The sequence below is a fragment of the Pseudomonas oryzihabitans genome (assembly GCF_014522265.1).
GTDB lineage: Bacteria > Pseudomonadota > Gammaproteobacteria > Pseudomonadales > Pseudomonadaceae > Chryseomonas > Chryseomonas aestiva.
On sequence record NZ_CP017024.1, the window covers coordinates 486,161 to 500,953 of the forward strand.

The following is a 14,793-nucleotide window of genomic DNA, read 5'->3' on the forward strand; positions in this document are numbered from 1 at the left end:
CTCCTTCACCTGGAGCAGCGCTCGCCATGACCCCATTCCAGAGGGGTTCCACAGTTGCTTGGCTTGCTATTTTTGCAGAAGCACAGCCTGTGATTCAGCTCACACCTCGCTGTAATCGACCCGCTAGGCCGTTGAGTGATCAAAGGCTACCCTCCGTCTGCCGCTGAATTGATTCAGCGATAAGTTTGTAGTCAGGTTGGTTTCCAATGGTCACACCTATACCGATCTTCCGCTCGAGCACGGCGGATCAGGTGCTGGCCAGGCACTGAGTTACACAACAACAATAAACAGGGAACATAAATGAATAAGAAAAAGGCTATCCCCTTGGCCAGGGTTTCGGTCGCGTCCTTGATGAGCACCCTGCTCCTGATCCCCGCAGCACACGCCTTCGAAACCACCGGTTATTTCCGCGCCGGCCTGGGAGACTCCTCCGGTTCCAATTCGATGCGCTGCTTCAAGCTGCAGGGCGCCCAGTCCAAGTATCGTCTGGGTAACGAATGCGAACAGTACGGTGAATTTGCCGCCAAGCAGGACTTCCTGACCCTGGACGACGGCTCCGCCGTGGGCGTCTTCGGCATGGCCAGCCTCTACAACCAGTACGATCGCACGCCGACCTTCAATGGTGACAACGGTCAGATTCGCCTGCCCCAGGCCTATGCCTACTGGAACAATGTCGCTGCCCTCAACGGCGGTAACGTCTGGGCCGGTCGCCGCTACTACAAGCGGAACGACATCCACATCTCCGACTTCTTCTACTGGAACCAGAGCGCCACCGGCGGCGGTATCGAGGACGTCAACATCGGCGGCCTGAAATACAGCGTGGCCTTCTCGCGCAAGGACAACCAGAACCAGAAGGACTTCCAGAACCGCTTCGACTTCAACGTCGCCGGCTTCAACACCAATCCGAACGGCTCGCTGGAAATCGGCGTCAGCTACCTGGACAAGCCCACCAACCAGCCCAATGCCAACAGCGGCATCGCGGTGACGCTGCAGCACAAGCAGGCCAACTTCATGGGCTGGGGTGGCGTGAACACCTTTGCCGTGCAGCGCGGCCAGGGCCCAGGCACCGCTCTGGGCAGCACCGGCGATCCGACCCTGAGCAGTTCGGACGTCTCCTACCGCGTGGTGGACTTCTTCGACTGGCAGATCAGCCGCTACTGGGGTGGCCAGGTCGCCGCGGTCTACCAGAAGGACGAACGTCCCAATGGCAACGACCTGCGCTGGACCTCGCTGGGTGGCCGTCTGGTGTACGGCATCAGCGACCAGTTCAAGTTCTCCACCGAGCTGGGTCATGACCAGGTGCAGGCTCCCGGCGGCACCCGCAAGCTGACCAAGCTGACCCTGGCACCGACCTGGTCGCCCAAGGGTCCGGAATTCAAGACCCGTCCCGAATTCCGTCTGTTCTACACCTACGCCGCCTGGAACCGGGCAGCCCAGCAGGCAGCCGATGATTTCGACGCCGGCTCCACGCTGTCGAGCACCGGCAACTTCGGCAACGATCTGCACGGCTCCAACATCGGCTTCCAAGTCGAGCAGTGGTGGTAACAGCTCCACCGCGACCGGCGTTCTGCCGGTCGCGTTCCTGTCTCCGAACCTGAGCGCACAACAATGAAAAGAACCGTCTCCCTCGCGTCCTTCGCCGGTTGCCTGTTGGCTGCCGCCCTCGCCAGCGGCACCGCCCAGGCAGCCCCCGTTTCCGCCTGTCTCATCACCAAGACCGATACCAATCCCTTCTTCGTCAAGATGAAGGAAGGCGCCACCGCCAAGGCCAAGGAGCTGGGGGTGACGCTCAAGGCCTACGCCGGCAAGATCGACGGCGACAGCGAAAGCCAGGTGGCCGCCATCGAGACCTGCATCGCCGACGGCGCCAAGGGCATCCTCATCACCGCCTCGGACACCAAGGGCATCGTGCCCAACCTGCAGAAGGCGCGCGAAGCCGGCCTGCTGGTGATCGCCCTGGACACCCCGCTGGACCCGGTGAGCGCCGCCGACATGACCTTCGCCACGGACAACCTGCTGGCTGGCAAGCTGATCGGCCAGTGGGCGCGGGAAACCCTGGGTGACAAGGCCAAGGACGCCCGGGTGGCCTTTCTCGACCTGAACGCCTCCCAGCCCTCGGTGGACGTCCTGCGCGACCAGGGCTTCATGCTCGGCTTCGGCATCGATCCCAAGGACCAGAGCCGTATCGGCGACGAGACCGATCCGCGCATCGTCGGCCACGACGTGACCAACGGCAACGAAGAAGGCGGTCGCGCAGCGATGGAGAATCTGCTGCAGAAGGACCCGACCATCAACGTGGTGCACACCATCAACGAACCGGCCGCCGCGGGTGCCTACGAGGCGCTCAAGGCCGTGGGTCGCGAGAAGGACGTGCTGATCGTCTCCATCGACGGCGGCTGCCCGGGCGTGCACAACGTCGCCGACGGCGTCATCGGCGCCACCTCCCAGCAGTACCCGCTGCAGATGGCGGCACTGGGCATCGAGGCGATCAAGACCTTTGCCGACACCGGCAAGAAGCCGACGCCCACCGAAGGCAAGAGCTTCGTCGACACCGGCGTGAAGCTGGTGACGGACAAGCCGGTCCCCGGCATCCAGTCCATCGACAGCAAGACCGCCCTGCAGAAATGCTGGGGCTGATGACCTCTCGTCCAGGCTAGAGCAGATCAATCGCCCCGCCTGAGCGCCTGCCGCGCCGGCGCGGGCGATCGACTCTCGGCCGCTTTCCCGCTCTCAGGAGATTGCCATGAGCGATCCGACCTCGCCCTCCCCGTCCGGCCAGCCCTTCGAACAGGTGCTCAAGCACAGTGCCACGGAGGTCGCCTCCTTCGCCCGTGACGAGCGCAGCCCGCTGGTCAAATTCCGTCACTTCCTGCATTCGCGCCCCTCGGCGGTCTCGTTGCTGGTGCTGCTGCTGTCGCTGTCCATCTTCGGTGCCCTGCTGGGCGGCAAATTCTTTTCCGCCTTCGCCCTCACCCTGATCCTGCAGCAGGTCGCCATCACCGGCATCGTCGGCGCGGCCCAGACCCTGGTAGTGATCACCGCCGGCATCGACCTCTCGGTGGGCGCCATCATGGTGCTGTCCTCGGTGGTCATGGGCCAGTTCACCTTCCGCTACGGCCTGCCGGTGGAGCTGTCGATCCTCTGCGGCCTGGCGGTGGGCACCCTGTGCGGCATGGCCAACGGCTGGCTGATCGCCCGCATCAAGCTGCCGCCCTTCATCGTCACCCTGGGCATGTGGCAGATCGTGCTCGCGGCCAACTTCCTCTATTCGCGCAACGAGACCATCCGCGCCCAGGAAATTGGCGCGACCGCGCCGCTGCTGCAGGTGTTCGGCGACAATTTCCGCCTGGGGGGCGCGGTCTTCACCTATGGCGTGATCGCCCTGGTGGTGCTGGTCGCCCTGCTCTGGTACGTGCTCAACCACACCGCCTGGGGTCGGCACCTCTATGCCGTGGGCGACGATCCCGAGGCCGCGGCGCTGGCCGGGGTCAACGTCCGCCGCATGCTGATCACCGTGTACGGGCTGTCGGGGCTCATCTGCGCCTTCGCCGGCTGGGTGCTGATCGGCCGCATCGGCTCGGTCTCGCCCACCGCTGGCCAATTCGCCAACATCGAGTCCATCACCGCCGTGGTGATCGGCGGCATCTCGCTGTTCGGCGGCCGCGGCTCCATCCTCGGCATGCTGTTCGGCGCCCTGATCGTCGGCGTCTTCGCCCTCGGCCTGCGGCTGCTGGGCACCGATGTGCAATGGACCTATCTGCTGATCGGCACGCTCATCATCGCGGCCGTGGCTATCGACCAATGGATCAGAAAGGCGGCCAGCTGATGACTACCGAACCCCTGCTCATGGCCCGTGGCCTGGTGAAGCGCTACGGCCGCGTCACCGCCCTCGACCATGCCGACTTCGACCTGCTGCCCGGCGAGATCCTCGCCGTGATCGGCGACAACGGCGCCGGCAAGTCCTCGCTGATCAAGGCCATCTCCGGTGCCCTGCGGCCCGATGAAGGCGAGATCCGCTTCGAGGGCCAGCCCGTGCAGTTCGCCTCGCCCATCGCGGCGCGGCGGGCCGGCATCGAGACGGTCTACCAGAATCTGGCACTGTCGCCGGCGCTGTCCATCGCCGACAACCTCTTCCTCGGTCGCGAATTGCGCAAGCCGGGACTGCTGGGCACCCTCTGCCGCACCCTGGACCGCAAGGAAATGGAGCGCATCGCCCGGGAAAAGCTCTCCGAACTGGGCTTGATGACCATCCAGAACATCAACCAGGCGGTGGAGACCCTGTCCGGTGGTCAGCGCCAGGGCGTGGCCGTGGCCCGGGCGGCCGCCTTTGGTTCCAAGGTGATCATCCTCGACGAACCCACGGCGGCGCTGGGGGTGAAGGAGTCGCGCAAGGTGCTGGAGCTGATCCTCGACGTGCGTGCCCGCGGCATCGCCATCGTGCTGATCTCCCACAACATGCCCCATGTGTTCGAGATCGCCGATCGCATCCACATCCATCGCCTGGGTCGCCGGCTGACGGTGATCGATCCGCGCCAGCACTCCATGGCCGACGCCGTGGCGCTGATGACCGGCGCCCAGACGGTGGCCGCCTAGGCACAGGCCAGGCCCAGGGTTTCCCAGCCCACGGCTGAGCGGGAGACCCGGGGCCTGCCTGATCGCCCATGATCCGGCCCGACAGGAAAAACCTGACTGGCCGCTCAAGTTATCTCCGGCAGGCACCGATAAAGTCTGACAAATAACTGTCGGAGTTGCCTCGCCGTGCCTGCCTTGTCGTTGAAACAGAAACTCTCGCTGTCTGCCACCGCGGCCGTCCTGGTCGTGGGGGTGGGTCTGACCGCCATCAACTTCTTCAATACCCGCACGGCGCTGGAAGCCTCCACGGTCGAGCAGCTGAAGACGGTCAGCTTCGTCTTCAACGGCGGGGTGCGCCAGTGGCTGGACGGCAAGGCCGCGGCGCTGGGCGCCCTGGCCGCCGACACCCAGGAGGCGAACCTCCCGGCCGGGCTCAATCAAGTCAAGAACTCCGGCGGCTTCGACAACGTCTTCTATGCCCGGCCTGATGGCAGCCAGGTCAATGCCAATGGCGTCCAGCTGCCGCCGGACAACAACGATCCGCGCAAGTGGCTGTGGTACCAGCAGGCGCAGCAGAATCCCGGCAAGGTGTTCTTTTCCATTCCCACCGTGGCGGCGGCAACCAAGCAGAATGTGCTGTCGCTGGGCTGGGCGCTGCAGTCGGCGGGCAAGACCACGGCGATCCTTGGCGCGGACGTCAGCATCAGCGACATCCTCGACCAGCTCAAGCGCGTGCAACTGCCGGGCGCCGGCAGCGCCGTGCTGGTCAACGGCCAGAACATCGTCCTGGGCCACGAGGACGCCGCCCTGCTGGCCAAGCCGATCACCGAGCTCTTTCCCCAGCTCGACGCGGACACCCTCCAGCGCCTGGCCCAGGCGCCCGGCGAGCGCCATGTCGACACCGTCGCCGGCCAGCGCCTCTATGCCGCGCCCATGAATCACAATGGCGAGACTCTGGTGATGATCGTCGACAGCGGCGTGCTCATGGCGCCGCTGCAACGCCAGCTGTGGATCAGCCTCGCCATCCTGGCCGTGGTGCTGGGTGGCTCGCTGCTGCTCATCAACCTGCTGTGCAGCTATCTGCTCCGGCCCCTGGGTGTGGTCTCGAGCGGCCTGCAGGTGATCGCCGAGGGCCAGGGCGATCTGACCCGCCGCATCGCCGTGCAGAGCACCGATGAGGTCGGCGGTCTGGCCGGCCACTTCAACCAGTTCGTGGCCAGCCTGCACGGCCTGATCGGTGGCGTGCGCCAGCATGCCCAGAGCGTCGACGCCGAATCGCAGAAGGTCCTGCAGCGCAGCGCCGCGGCCACCCAGGAGCTGGGTCGCCTGCAGCAGGAGATCACCCTGGTGGCCACGGCCGTTACGGAAATGGCGTCCGCCACCCAGGAGATCGCCCGCAATGCCGAGCAGACCGCCGAGGCCATCCGCCAGTCCTCCGACAGCACCGCCCAGGGCCTGACCCTGGTGCAGACCAGCAAGGAATCCATCAACAGCCTGGCGCGGGAAGTGGACGACGCCACCCGGGTCATTGGCGAACTGGACCATCACTCCCAGGCCATCGCCAAGGTGCTGGACAGCATCCAGAGCATCGCCGAGCAGACCAACCTGCTGGCGCTCAACGCGGCCATCGAAGCAGCCCGCGCCGGTGAGCACGGCCGGGGCTTTGCGGTGGTCGCCGACGAGGTGCGGACGCTGTCGCAGCGAACCCAGGCCTCGACCCGGGAGATCAACGAGACCATCGGCACCCTGCAGCAGATGACCCGCCAGGCGGTGCAGCGCATGGACAGCAGCATGGCCATCGCCGAGCGCAGCGTCGCCGACGTGGAACGCGCCTCCAGCGCCCTGGAAGAAATCGCCCAGAGTGCCGGCGTCATCTCCGAGATGTCCCTGCAGATCGCCACGGCAGCCGAGGAGCAGACCTCGGTCACCGAGGAGATCACCCGCAACGTCATCACCATCAAGGGCCTCGGCGACACCCTGGCCAGCGGCGCCGAGGATTCGGAACGCCAGTCGCGCTCCCTGCAGCATCACGCCGCCGACCTCAATCGCGACGTGGCCCGCTTCATCCTGTAACCCCTCAGGCGCAGCCGCCCCTCGGGCCGGCTGCGTCCCGGCCGAAGACCCTGCTCCACGGGGCGGGCATCCGGTAAGATCGGCGCTTTTTCCGCGACGACTCCGCCCATGTCCCAGCCTTCCCGCTCCGAACTGCTCTATGGTCCCCAGGACCGACCGCGCCCGCTGATCGCCCTGCTCGCGGCCATCCAGCACCTGCTGGCGATCATCGTGCCCATCGTCACCCCCGGTCTGCTGATCTGCCAGGCCCTGGGCGTCTCGCCGCGCGACACCAACCTGATCGTGTCCATGTCGCTGGTGATCTCCGGCATCGCCACCTTCGTCCAGTGTCGCCGCTTCGGGCCCTTCGGCGCCGGCTTGCTGATCGTCCAGGGCACCAGCTTCAACTTCGTCGGCCCGCTGATCGCCGGTGGCGCCCTGATGGTCAAGAATGGCACCCCGGTGGAAGCCGTGATGGCGGCCATCTTCGGTGTGGTCATGGCCGGTTCCTTCGTCGAGATGGGGGTGTCGCGGGTGCTGCCCTTCGTCAAGCGCCTCATCACCCCGCTGGTGACCGGCATCGTGGTGCTGATGATCGGCCTGACGCTGATCAAGGTCGGCCTGATCAGCATGGGCGGCGGCTTCGCGGCACTGGGCAATGGCACCTTCGCCAATGGCGAGAACCTGCTGCTGTCGGGCACCGTACTGGCCACCATCGTGGTGCTCAATCGCCTTCCGTTGCGCGGTCTGCGCAGCAGCGCCATCGTCGTCGCCCTGCTGCTGGGCTACGCCCTCGCGGCCTGGCTGGGCCGGCTGAATTTCACCGGCATGCACGAGGCCGCCTGGGTGCAGATCCCCCTGCCGCTGCACTTCGGCCTGGGCTTTTCCTGGTCGCTGTTCGTGCCCCTGCTGGTGATCTACCTGGTGACCTCGCTGGAGGCCATCGGCGACATCACCGCCACCAGCAAGGTCTCCCGCGAACCGGTGGAAGGTCCGCTGTGGATGCAGCGGATCAAGGGCGGGGTGCTGGTCAACGGCGCCAACTCGCTGCTGGCCGGGCTGTTCAACACCTTTCCCAGTTCGGTGTTCGCCCAGAACAACGGGGTGATCCAGCTGACCGGCATCGCCAGTCGCCATGTCGGCCTGTGGATCGCCGCCATCCTGGTCCTGCTGGGGCTGTTCCCGGCGGTGGCCGGAGTGATCCAGGCAGTGCCCGAGCCGGTGCTCGGCGGCGCGGCCATGGTGATGTTCGGCGCGGTCGCCGCCTCGGGGATCAACATCCTCGCCAGTGTCGAGCTGGACCGACGCGCGCTGCTGATCATCGCCGTGTCCCTGGCGCTGGGCCTGGGCATTTCCCAGGTACCGGAATTTCTCGCCCATATGCCGGCCGGCCTGAGAGCGGTGCTGGAATCCGGCGTCGCCACCGGCGGCCTGTGCGCCCTGCTGATGAACTGGTTCCTGCCGGAAACGCCCAAGACCCCCGGCTAGACGCCCTTTTTCATCCGCGGACTGAAGTTCCACGCGGGGGTGCCGATAGCCTGGGCAAGTCACCTGTGGACTCGCCACGGTCGTCGTTTCGACCGTGGGCGACCCACCCAGCAGAGCGCCCATGATCAGCCCGGATGTTCCTGTCGTTAAGGTCCCGTTGCGCGAATATGCCGTCCTGGCGCGTGCCATGGGCGCCACCGTCTTTGCCCAGAACCTCGAAAAGCAGCCGGGCGAGCTGGTCGGCTGGCGCTTTCCCAAGGGCTGCTTCGTGCAGAAGGCGCATTTCCAGAGCCTGCTGGGCCGCCAGCCGGAGACCCTCTAGGCGTTGCCTTCCAGCGCCGCGAGCAGGCGCTGCGCCTCTTGCAGTTCGGTCTCGTTGAAGACGGCGACGCCCGCGCGCTTCAGCGCCGCCGCCGTGACGCCCTCGCCCGCCACCCGGGTGCCGCTGAAGCTGCCGTCGTAGTTTTCCACATTGCCGCAGGACGGACTGCGCGCCTTGAGCACCGCCAGGCGGATGCCATGGCGCGCGATCAGTTCGAGCGCGGCCGCGGCCCCGGCGACGAAGGCCCGGGTCACGTCCTCTCCGCTATCGGTCACCACCGGCAGCCGACCGTCCAGCACTGCGCCACCCTGGCCGCCGGGAATTTCCGCCGGCGGACGGGGCGTCGGCAGGCCACCGGCCACTTCCGGACAGAGCGGCACGATGCGGCCCTGGGCCTGCCAGACCGCCAGCAGGTCGAAGGGGCCGTGGGCACCGCCGTCATAGCGCACCCGATGCCCCAGCAGGCAGCGACTCACCAGTATCTTTTCCATGCAGCCTCCCGGTCCGCCGCCAGTCTACGCCCTAGGCCTGCAGCGGATTGTCGCCACGCCGGCGGAACCAGCCGGTCAGCGACAGCCGCTCGCGGGTGGCCGGCAGCACCTCGTGGGGCAACTGGCCGGAGAGAAAGCACACCAGGCTGCCGCCCAGGGGCAGGACATCCTGCTGGCGCCGCTCGTCCAGATAGAGCCGCAGCTCGCCGCCCTGCTCCGGCAACCAGGCATCGTTGAGATAGAGCACCAGGGAGACCATGCGGCGGTCATCGTCGCGGAAGCGATCCAGGTGCCGTGCATAGAAGGCGCCGGGCGGATAGAGGGCGAAGTGGCTCTCGTAGTCTTCCAGCCCCAGGAACAGGCAGCGGTTGAAGGCCTCGCGCAGGGTGTCCATGAGTTGCAGATAACGCTGCACGCCGGGATGGGCATCGTCCGGCTCCAGCCAGGCGATATGGTCGCCTCGTACCCCTTCGCGGATCAGCGGGCTTTCGCCACGACCGATGCCGGCGCGCTCCAGCTCACCGCGGGCGTGGCGCAACCGGCACTCGGCGGCCAGCTCGGCAGTGAGGTCCAGGGGCAGGAAGATGCTCTGCCGCGACCAGCCGTGCTCGGCGAGATCGTCGACGATACGTTGCAGCAGGGGATGCTCGGGGTGCAGAGCCATCGCGGAAACCGTCAGAACCGGGCCAGGCCGGCGGGATGCCGAGTGTAAGAGAAGTCGGCCACGGCTGCGCGCCTGCCTTGACCAGGCGACGAATGCCCGGGATGAGCGCCTCGACAGCCAGCCTGGGGTTGCCGACAATGGCGGACTTTCCGGCTCTGCGCCGCTGCCCGAGGTGTCCATGCGCGTTTTGTTCGCTTCCCTGCTTTTCGCCATCAGCCTGCCCGCCCTGGCCGACGATACGGTCAGTCTCTATCAGGCCGCAGGTTGGCCCGAGCAGCGCGGACACTTCCGTGACGCCCTGCAGGCTGCCCAGCAGCGCTACCAGAACAGCCTGCCGCCGGCGCTCTACCAGAGCCTGGTGGACAACAGCAACAAGCGCTACACCGCCGCGGCCATCGATCAGCGCGCCCTGGCCGCCTTGCGCCAGAGCCTGCCGGCCGACGGCCCCGCCCTGCAGTTCTTCCAGTCGCCGGTGGGACGCAAGGTGGTCGCCGCGGAAATCGCCGCCACGCGCAGCGATCAACTGGCCAAGAACGCCAATGGTGTACCCCAGATGCAGGCCAGTTCGGCCCGGCGTGCCCAGGCCAAGCGCCTGGCCGCTGCCCTGCCCGTGCGCGAAGCCGGGGCCGAGGTCAGCGTGGCCCTGGCGGGCCTCGCCGCCGACAGCCTGAGTTCGATGCTGCCGGGCCTGCTGGGCCAGCAGCAATCCGGCGGCATGATCGAGCAGCAGCGCCAGCGATTCATCCAGCAGATGAATGCCGGTGACCTGGAAAACACCCTGCTCTATGTCTATCGCCCCCTGAACGACAGCGAACTCGGCCAGTTCGCCGACTTCGCCAGTTCGCCCAATGGCAGCGCCTACTACCGCGCCGCCGTGGCGGCCCTGCGCGCCGGCCTGGGTGGCGGCGGCCAGTAAGGCGACTCAGGCGAGACGCTCGTCCAGCCAGCGGAAATAGCGCTGGCGGAGGGCTTCGGTCTCGTTGACCAGATGGTGCCGCGCCTCCGGCAGGCGCAGCACCTCGGGTCGAGCGAACTTGGCCTCCAGCACCCCCAGGTTGTGCCGCCAGTCGACGGTGAAATCCTGCTCACCCTGGATCACCAGCAGGCTGCGGGTACTGGCCGGCGCCCGCTCCAGTTGCGGGATCCAGCGTGCCAGGGCGCCGACCCACTGCGCCGGCAACTCGCGTGGCTGCAGACCGTCCTGCTGCAGGAAGTCGAGAAAGGCCGGATCCCCGGAATTCACCGAGAAGCGTCGCGGCAAGGCGCGCACGAAGGGCTTCACCAGGCGATAGGTCCACAGCCCCTGACGCCAGGCGTGGGGTCTGACCAGGGGCGCCAACAGGATCGTCTCGCCCAGTTCGGGGGCGGGCTCACCGCGCAGCAGATAGTCCAGCAGGATGGCGCCGCCGGTGCTCTGGCCGAGCAGGTGCCAGGGCCGCGGCAGGTCCAGGCGCCGGGCCTCGGCGATCAGGGCCGTCAGAGCGGTCTGGTATTCGGCGAAGTCGTTGATGCTGGCGCGGGCACCACTCGACAGGCCATGCCCGGGCAGGTCGCAGGCCAGCACCGCCAACCGCCGTGACAGGGCCCAATCCACGACGTGGCCATAGAGGCCCATATGGTCGTAGTAGCCATGCAGCAGCAGCAGGCTGCCCCGCGGCTCGCGCGGCCACCAGCCCTGCACGGCGAGCTGGTAGCCGCCGGCGGCCAGCGCGCCCAGGGCCACGGTCACCTCCGGCCGCGCGCGGCTGTCCGCCAGGCGGTAATGGGCCCGATAGCCCTGGTGGTCGAGATCCGGCGGCAGGTCGCGCTGCAAGGGCACCAGGGCCTGGCGCAGGCGGTCTAGATCGAAGAGAGGCGTCATGGCTCGGTTCAGCGTGAAGTGGCCGCCATGATCGGTGTCCAGGCGGCCGCAGGACAAGGGTTCGCCAACAGACTTTTCCAATTGTTTCAAAATGCGCAACTCTGCCCTGCGCAAAGATGTCTGAATATTTCGCTGCCTAGGCAGTATTCTGGATACGCTTGATTGCCTGGGCAGATACTGCAATGTCACATTTCGACCGTAGCAACTTTCCGCTGCGCAATTCCGTAGGCCACCTTATCCACCTGGCGAACCAGTACAAGGATCGCGTGCTGGACAGTCACCTGGCGCCCTACGACATCACCGCTGCCCAGTTCAAGGTGCTGCTGCTGCTCGCCCGCGACCAGACCGATACCCCGGCCGAGCTCAGTCGCTGCCTGTCCCTCGACAGCGGCGCCATGACCCGCATGCTCGATCGCCTGGAGGCCAAGGGCCTGTTGCGCCGCGTGCGCAGCCTCAGCGACCGCCGCCAGGTACGCCTGGAACTGACCGAACAGGGTCAGGCCCTGAGCAGTGAACTCATGCAGATCGCCGTCGACGCGCTCAATGACCTGACCCACTGCCTGGACCGCCAGGAACTGGACGACCTCGAACGCCTGCTGCGCCGCCTGCTCAGCCCCTCCGGCCTGCTGCCGGAGACCTCTGGAGACCTCTGACCCATGACCTTTCGCCTGCCATTGACCGCCCTCTGCGCCGCCCTGCTGCTGGCCGGCTGCGTGTCGTCCGAAGGGCTGCACACCCAGGGGCGCGCCTTGGATCCGGCGACGCTCAAGGGCGAAGCCACCTTTGCCAGCGATCGCCTCTCCCCCGCCCAGTGGCCGAGCGCCGACTGGTGGACCCGGCTGGGCGATCCGCAACTCGACAGCCTGATTCGCGAGGCCCTGCGCGACAGCCCCTCGCTGCAGGAAGCCGATGCGCGCAGTCGCCAGGCCGATGCCGCGGTGCTCGCCGCCGATGCCGATCGCTATCCGCAGATCGACGCCAGCGGCGGCGTGACCCGCTCGCGCCTGGCACGGCCGGACGACCCCCTCGGCCAGGGCGACCGCTACAGCACCCTGCGCCAGTTCGATGTGAGCGGCAGCTACAGCTTCGATCTCTGGGGCGGCCAGCGCGCCGCCTGGGAAGCCGCCCTCGGTCGTGCCCGCGCCGGCGAGGTGGATCGCCAGGCCGCGCGCCTGACCCTGGCGGCCAACGTCAGCCGCGCCTACAACCAGCTCGGCCTGGCCTATGCCAGCCTGGACGTGGCCCAGCAGGACCTGGAACGCACCCGCGGCATGCTTGACCTGGCCCAGCGCCGGGTCGATGCCGGCCTCGACAGCGACTACCAGCTGCAGCAGACCCAGAGTCTGGAAGCCAGCTCCGCCTCGGCCCATACCGCCGCCGAACAGCAGGTGCGTACGGCGCAGATCCGTCTCGCCGTGCTGCTGGGCAAGGGCCCCGACCGCGGTGCCCAGCTCCCGCGGCCGAAGCTGATCGCTCCCGCTGCGGTGAATCTGCCAGCGCAGCTGCCCGCCGAACTGGCCGGTCGCCGCCCGGACCTGATCGCCGCCCGCTGGCGCGTGGAGGCCGCGAGCAAGGACATCACCGCCAGCAAGACCAACTTCTATCCCAATCTCAACCTGACGGTGGCCGCCGGCAGCAAGGCCATCCTCGGCGATGCCCTGTTCGGCGGGCCGGCCCGCTTCTTCAACGTCGGCCCGGCGCTGTCGCTGCCGATCTTCGACGGTGGCCGCCGCCGCTCCGATCTCGCCAGCCGGGACGCCGACTACGACCTGGCCGTGGCCCAGTACAACCAGACCCTGGTGCAGGCGCTGGGCGACATCGCCGACGCCATCACCCGCCAGCGCTCGCTGGACCAGCAGATCGTCGAGCAGCAACGGGCCCGCGACATCGCCAAGAGCTCCTTCGACATCGCCACCCAGCGCTATGGCGCCGGCATCGGCAACTACCTCGACGCCCTGACCGTCGAGCAGCAACTGCTGCAGGCGGAGCGCCAGCTGGCCAGCCTTCGGGCCGATCGCATCGACAGCGGCGTGCTGCTGATGCAGGCCCTGGGTGGCGGCTTCCAACCGTCCAATCTGCCGCCGGCACCCGCCGCCGCGGCCACACACTGATACCGAGAGCCCGACCATGGCCGATTCCGCCGCAACCCCCAATGACAATGCCCAGGAGCAGAAACCGCAGCGCTCCGGCAAACGCAAAGTCCTCCTGCTGCTCCTGCTGCTGGTGGTGATCCTGGCTGGCGTGGGCGTCTACTGCTACCACCTGTTCTATGGCCGCTTCCATGCCAGCACCGACGACGCCTACGTCAACGGCAACCTGGTGCAGATCACGCCCCAGGTCGTCGGCACCGTGACTCGCATCGCTGTGGACGATGGCGACTTCGTTCGTCAGGGCCAGCCGCTGGTGGAATTCGATCCCAGCGACACCGCCGTGTCCCAGCAGAGCGCCGAGGCCAACCTGGCCAAAACCGTGCGCCAGGTGCGCGGCCTGTTCAGCAACGTCGACAGCTACAAGGCCCAGGTGGCCGCGCGGCGCGTCGAGGTCGAGCGCGCCCGTGCCGACTACGCCCGCCGCCAGCAACTGGCCAAGGGTGGCGCCATCTCCAAGGAAGAACTGGCCCATGCCCGGGACACCCTGGTGGCGGCGCAGAGCTCCATGACTTCCGCCCAGCAGCAACTGGACACCAACCAGGCGCTGGTGGACGACACCGAGATCGCCTCGCACCCGGACGTCAAGGCCGCCGCCGCCCAGCTGCGCCAGGCCTATCTGAACCATGCCCGCAGCACCCTGGTGGCGCCGGTCAGCGGCTATGTCGCCAAGCGCTCGGTGCAGGTCGGCAGCCGCGTGCAGCCCGGTGCGGCGCTGATGGCCGTGGTGCCCCTGGACCAGATCTGGATCGACGCCAACTTCAAGGAAACCCAGCTTGCCGAGATGCGTATCGGCCAGCCGGTGGAAATCCATTCCGACCTCTATGGCGACGACGTGCGCTATCGCGGCGTGGTGGAAAGCCTGGGCGTGGGTACCGGCAGCGCCTTCTCGCTGCTGCCGGCGCAGAACGCCACCGGCAACTGGATCAAGATCGTCCAGCGCCTGCCCGTGCGGATCCGCCTGGAAGGCGACAATCTGGACAAGCATCCGCTGCGCATCGGCCTGTCGACGGTGGTCGACGTCGACCTGCACGACCAGGACGGCGCCCGCCTGCCCACCACCACGCCGCAGCAGCCGCGCTACAGCACCGACGTCTACGACCATCAGCTGGCCGATGCCGATCAGCTGATCCAGCAGATCGTCCACAACAACGGTCCGGCGGCGCGCGCCGCGGGCGTCGCCAAGCGCTGACAGC

At 67.3% G+C, this 14,793-nt stretch carries 14 protein-coding genes and 1 pseudogene; 12 read left to right on the top strand and 3 right to left on the bottom strand.

Features of this window, described 5'->3' with window-relative positions; translation table 11 throughout:
• Positions 1–351: 351 nt before the first annotated feature.
• From BGI51_RS02295 to BGI51_RS02325, 8 genes and pseudogenes are all read left to right on the top strand, one after another.
• Positions 352–1,545 carry a maltoporin gene (locus BGI51_RS02295; RefSeq protein WP_133862567.1) on the top strand — a complete coding sequence of 398 codons (1,194 nt, stop codon included), beginning with the start codon at positions 352–354 and terminating at the stop codon, positions 1,543–1,545.
• A 63-nt stretch (positions 1,546–1,608) separates the two neighbouring features.
• Entirely contained in the window at positions 1,609–2,637 is a 1,029-nt protein-coding gene (locus tag BGI51_RS02300) for a sugar ABC transporter substrate-binding protein (protein ID WP_007162077.1), read from the top strand.
• Between the two features lie 106 nt (positions 2,638–2,743).
• Positions 2,744–3,826 carry an ABC transporter permease gene (locus BGI51_RS02305; RefSeq protein WP_133862568.1) on the top strand — a complete coding sequence of 361 codons (1,083 nt, stop codon included), beginning with the start codon at positions 2,744–2,746 and terminating at the stop codon, positions 3,824–3,826.
• Entirely contained in the window at positions 3,826–4,593 is a 768-nt protein-coding gene (locus BGI51_RS02310; protein ID WP_042137188.1) for an ATP-binding cassette domain-containing protein, read from the top strand. The genes BGI51_RS02305 and BGI51_RS02310 overlap by 1 nt, the downstream gene beginning before the upstream one ends.
• Before the next feature lie 330 nt (positions 4,594–4,923).
• Positions 4,924–5,787 (top strand): annotated as a pseudogene (locus BGI51_RS23935) (HAMP domain-containing protein); the annotation flags it as partial.
• A 132-nt stretch (positions 5,788–5,919) separates the two neighbouring features.
• Positions 5,920–6,645, top strand: a complete 726-nt coding sequence (locus BGI51_RS23940; RefSeq protein WP_405046303.1) for a methyl-accepting chemotaxis protein — start codon at positions 5,920–5,922, stop codon at positions 6,643–6,645.
• A gap of 108 nt (positions 6,646–6,753) precedes the next feature.
• Entirely contained in the window at positions 6,754–8,112 is a 1,359-nt protein-coding gene (locus BGI51_RS02320; RefSeq protein WP_187980184.1) for a nucleobase:cation symporter-2 family protein, read from the top strand.
• A 121-nt stretch (positions 8,113–8,233) separates the two neighbouring features.
• Positions 8,234–8,434: a hypothetical protein gene (locus BGI51_RS02325; protein ID WP_007162082.1), complete on the top strand. Its 201-nt coding sequence runs from the start codon at positions 8,234–8,236 to the stop codon at positions 8,432–8,434.
• Here BGI51_RS02325 and BGI51_RS02330 read toward each other — a convergent pair.
• On the bottom strand, positions 8,431–8,925 hold the full coding sequence (locus BGI51_RS02330; protein WP_187980185.1) for a DUF523 domain-containing protein: 495 nt from the start codon (positions 8,923–8,925) through the stop codon (positions 8,431–8,433). The two genes, BGI51_RS02325 and BGI51_RS02330, sit on opposite strands and share 4 nt — an antisense overlap.
• A gap of 31 nt (positions 8,926–8,956) precedes the next feature.
• Positions 8,957–9,589 carry a 2OG-Fe(II) oxygenase gene (locus BGI51_RS02335; protein ID WP_187980186.1) on the bottom strand — a complete coding sequence of 211 codons (633 nt, stop codon included), beginning with the start codon at positions 9,587–9,589 and terminating at the stop codon, positions 8,957–8,959.
• Positions 9,590–9,767: 178 nt separating this feature from the next.
• Here BGI51_RS02335 and BGI51_RS02340 point away from each other — a divergent pair, with 178 nt between their 5' ends.
• Positions 9,768–10,505: a DUF2059 domain-containing protein gene (locus tag BGI51_RS02340; RefSeq protein ID WP_187980187.1), complete on the top strand. Its 738-nt coding sequence runs from the start codon at positions 9,768–9,770 to the stop codon at positions 10,503–10,505.
• Positions 10,506–10,511: 6 nt separating this feature from the next.
• On the opposite strand, the gene BGI51_RS02345 is transcribed toward BGI51_RS02340, so the two are convergent.
• Positions 10,512–11,450, bottom strand: a complete 939-nt coding sequence (locus BGI51_RS02345; RefSeq protein ID WP_187980188.1) for an alpha/beta hydrolase — start codon at positions 11,448–11,450, stop codon at positions 10,512–10,514.
• Between the two features lie 182 nt (positions 11,451–11,632).
• Between BGI51_RS02345 and BGI51_RS02350 the strand changes: the two genes are divergently transcribed.
• From BGI51_RS02350 to BGI51_RS02360, 3 genes are read left to right on the top strand one after another with little or no spacing between them, the layout of a single operon-like run.
• On the top strand, positions 11,633–12,103 hold the full coding sequence (locus BGI51_RS02350) for a MarR family transcriptional regulator (RefSeq protein ID WP_187980189.1): 471 nt from the start codon (positions 11,633–11,635) through the stop codon (positions 12,101–12,103).
• A gap of 3 nt (positions 12,104–12,106) precedes the next feature.
• Positions 12,107–13,561 carry an efflux transporter outer membrane subunit gene (locus tag BGI51_RS02355; RefSeq protein WP_187980190.1) on the top strand — a complete coding sequence of 485 codons (1,455 nt, stop codon included), beginning with the start codon at positions 12,107–12,109 and terminating at the stop codon, positions 13,559–13,561.
• A 16-nt stretch (positions 13,562–13,577) separates the two neighbouring features.
• The gene (locus BGI51_RS02360) at positions 13,578–14,789 is read left to right on the top strand and encodes an efflux RND transporter periplasmic adaptor subunit (protein WP_252977190.1); all 1,212 of its coding nucleotides are present in this window, start codon (positions 13,578–13,580) and stop codon (positions 14,787–14,789) included.
• Positions 14,790–14,793: the final 4 nt, after the last annotated feature.

Excerpts from the sequence above, each read along its gene's own strand:
- BGI51_RS02295 (WP_133862567.1), top strand. The coding sequence starts at position 352 with ATGAGCACCCTGCTCCTGATCCCCGCAGCACACGCCTTCGAAACCACC.
- BGI51_RS02300 (WP_007162077.1), top strand. The coding sequence starts at position 1,609 with ATGAAAAGAACCGTCTCCCTCGCGTCCTTCGCCGGTTGCCTGTTGGCT.
- BGI51_RS02305 (WP_133862568.1), top strand. The coding sequence starts at position 2,744 with ATGAGCGATCCGACCTCGCCCTCCCCGTCCGGCCAGCCCTTCGAACAG.
- BGI51_RS02310 (WP_042137188.1), top strand. The coding sequence starts at position 3,826 with ATGACTACCGAACCCCTGCTCATGGCCCGTGGCCTGGTGAAGCGCTAC.
- BGI51_RS02320 (WP_187980184.1), top strand. The coding sequence starts at position 6,754 with ATGTCCCAGCCTTCCCGCTCCGAACTGCTCTATGGTCCCCAGGACCGA.
- BGI51_RS02325 (WP_007162082.1), top strand. The coding sequence starts at position 8,234 with ATGATCAGCCCGGATGTTCCTGTCGTTAAGGTCCCGTTGCGCGAATAT.
- BGI51_RS02330 (WP_187980185.1), bottom strand. The coding sequence starts at position 8,925 with ATGGAAAAGATACTGGTGAGTCGCTGCCTGCTGGGGCATCGGGTGCGC.
- BGI51_RS02335 (WP_187980186.1), bottom strand. The coding sequence starts at position 9,589 with ATGGCTCTGCACCCCGAGCATCCCCTGCTGCAACGTATCGTCGACGAT.
- BGI51_RS02340 (WP_187980187.1), top strand. The coding sequence starts at position 9,768 with ATGCGCGTTTTGTTCGCTTCCCTGCTTTTCGCCATCAGCCTGCCCGCC.
- BGI51_RS02345 (WP_187980188.1), bottom strand. The coding sequence starts at position 11,450 with ATGACGCCTCTCTTCGATCTAGACCGCCTGCGCCAGGCCCTGGTGCCC.
- BGI51_RS02350 (WP_187980189.1), top strand. The coding sequence starts at position 11,633 with ATGTCACATTTCGACCGTAGCAACTTTCCGCTGCGCAATTCCGTAGGC.
- BGI51_RS02355 (WP_187980190.1), top strand. The coding sequence starts at position 12,107 with ATGACCTTTCGCCTGCCATTGACCGCCCTCTGCGCCGCCCTGCTGCTG.
- BGI51_RS02360 (WP_252977190.1), top strand. The coding sequence starts at position 13,578 with ATGGCCGATTCCGCCGCAACCCCCAATGACAATGCCCAGGAGCAGAAA.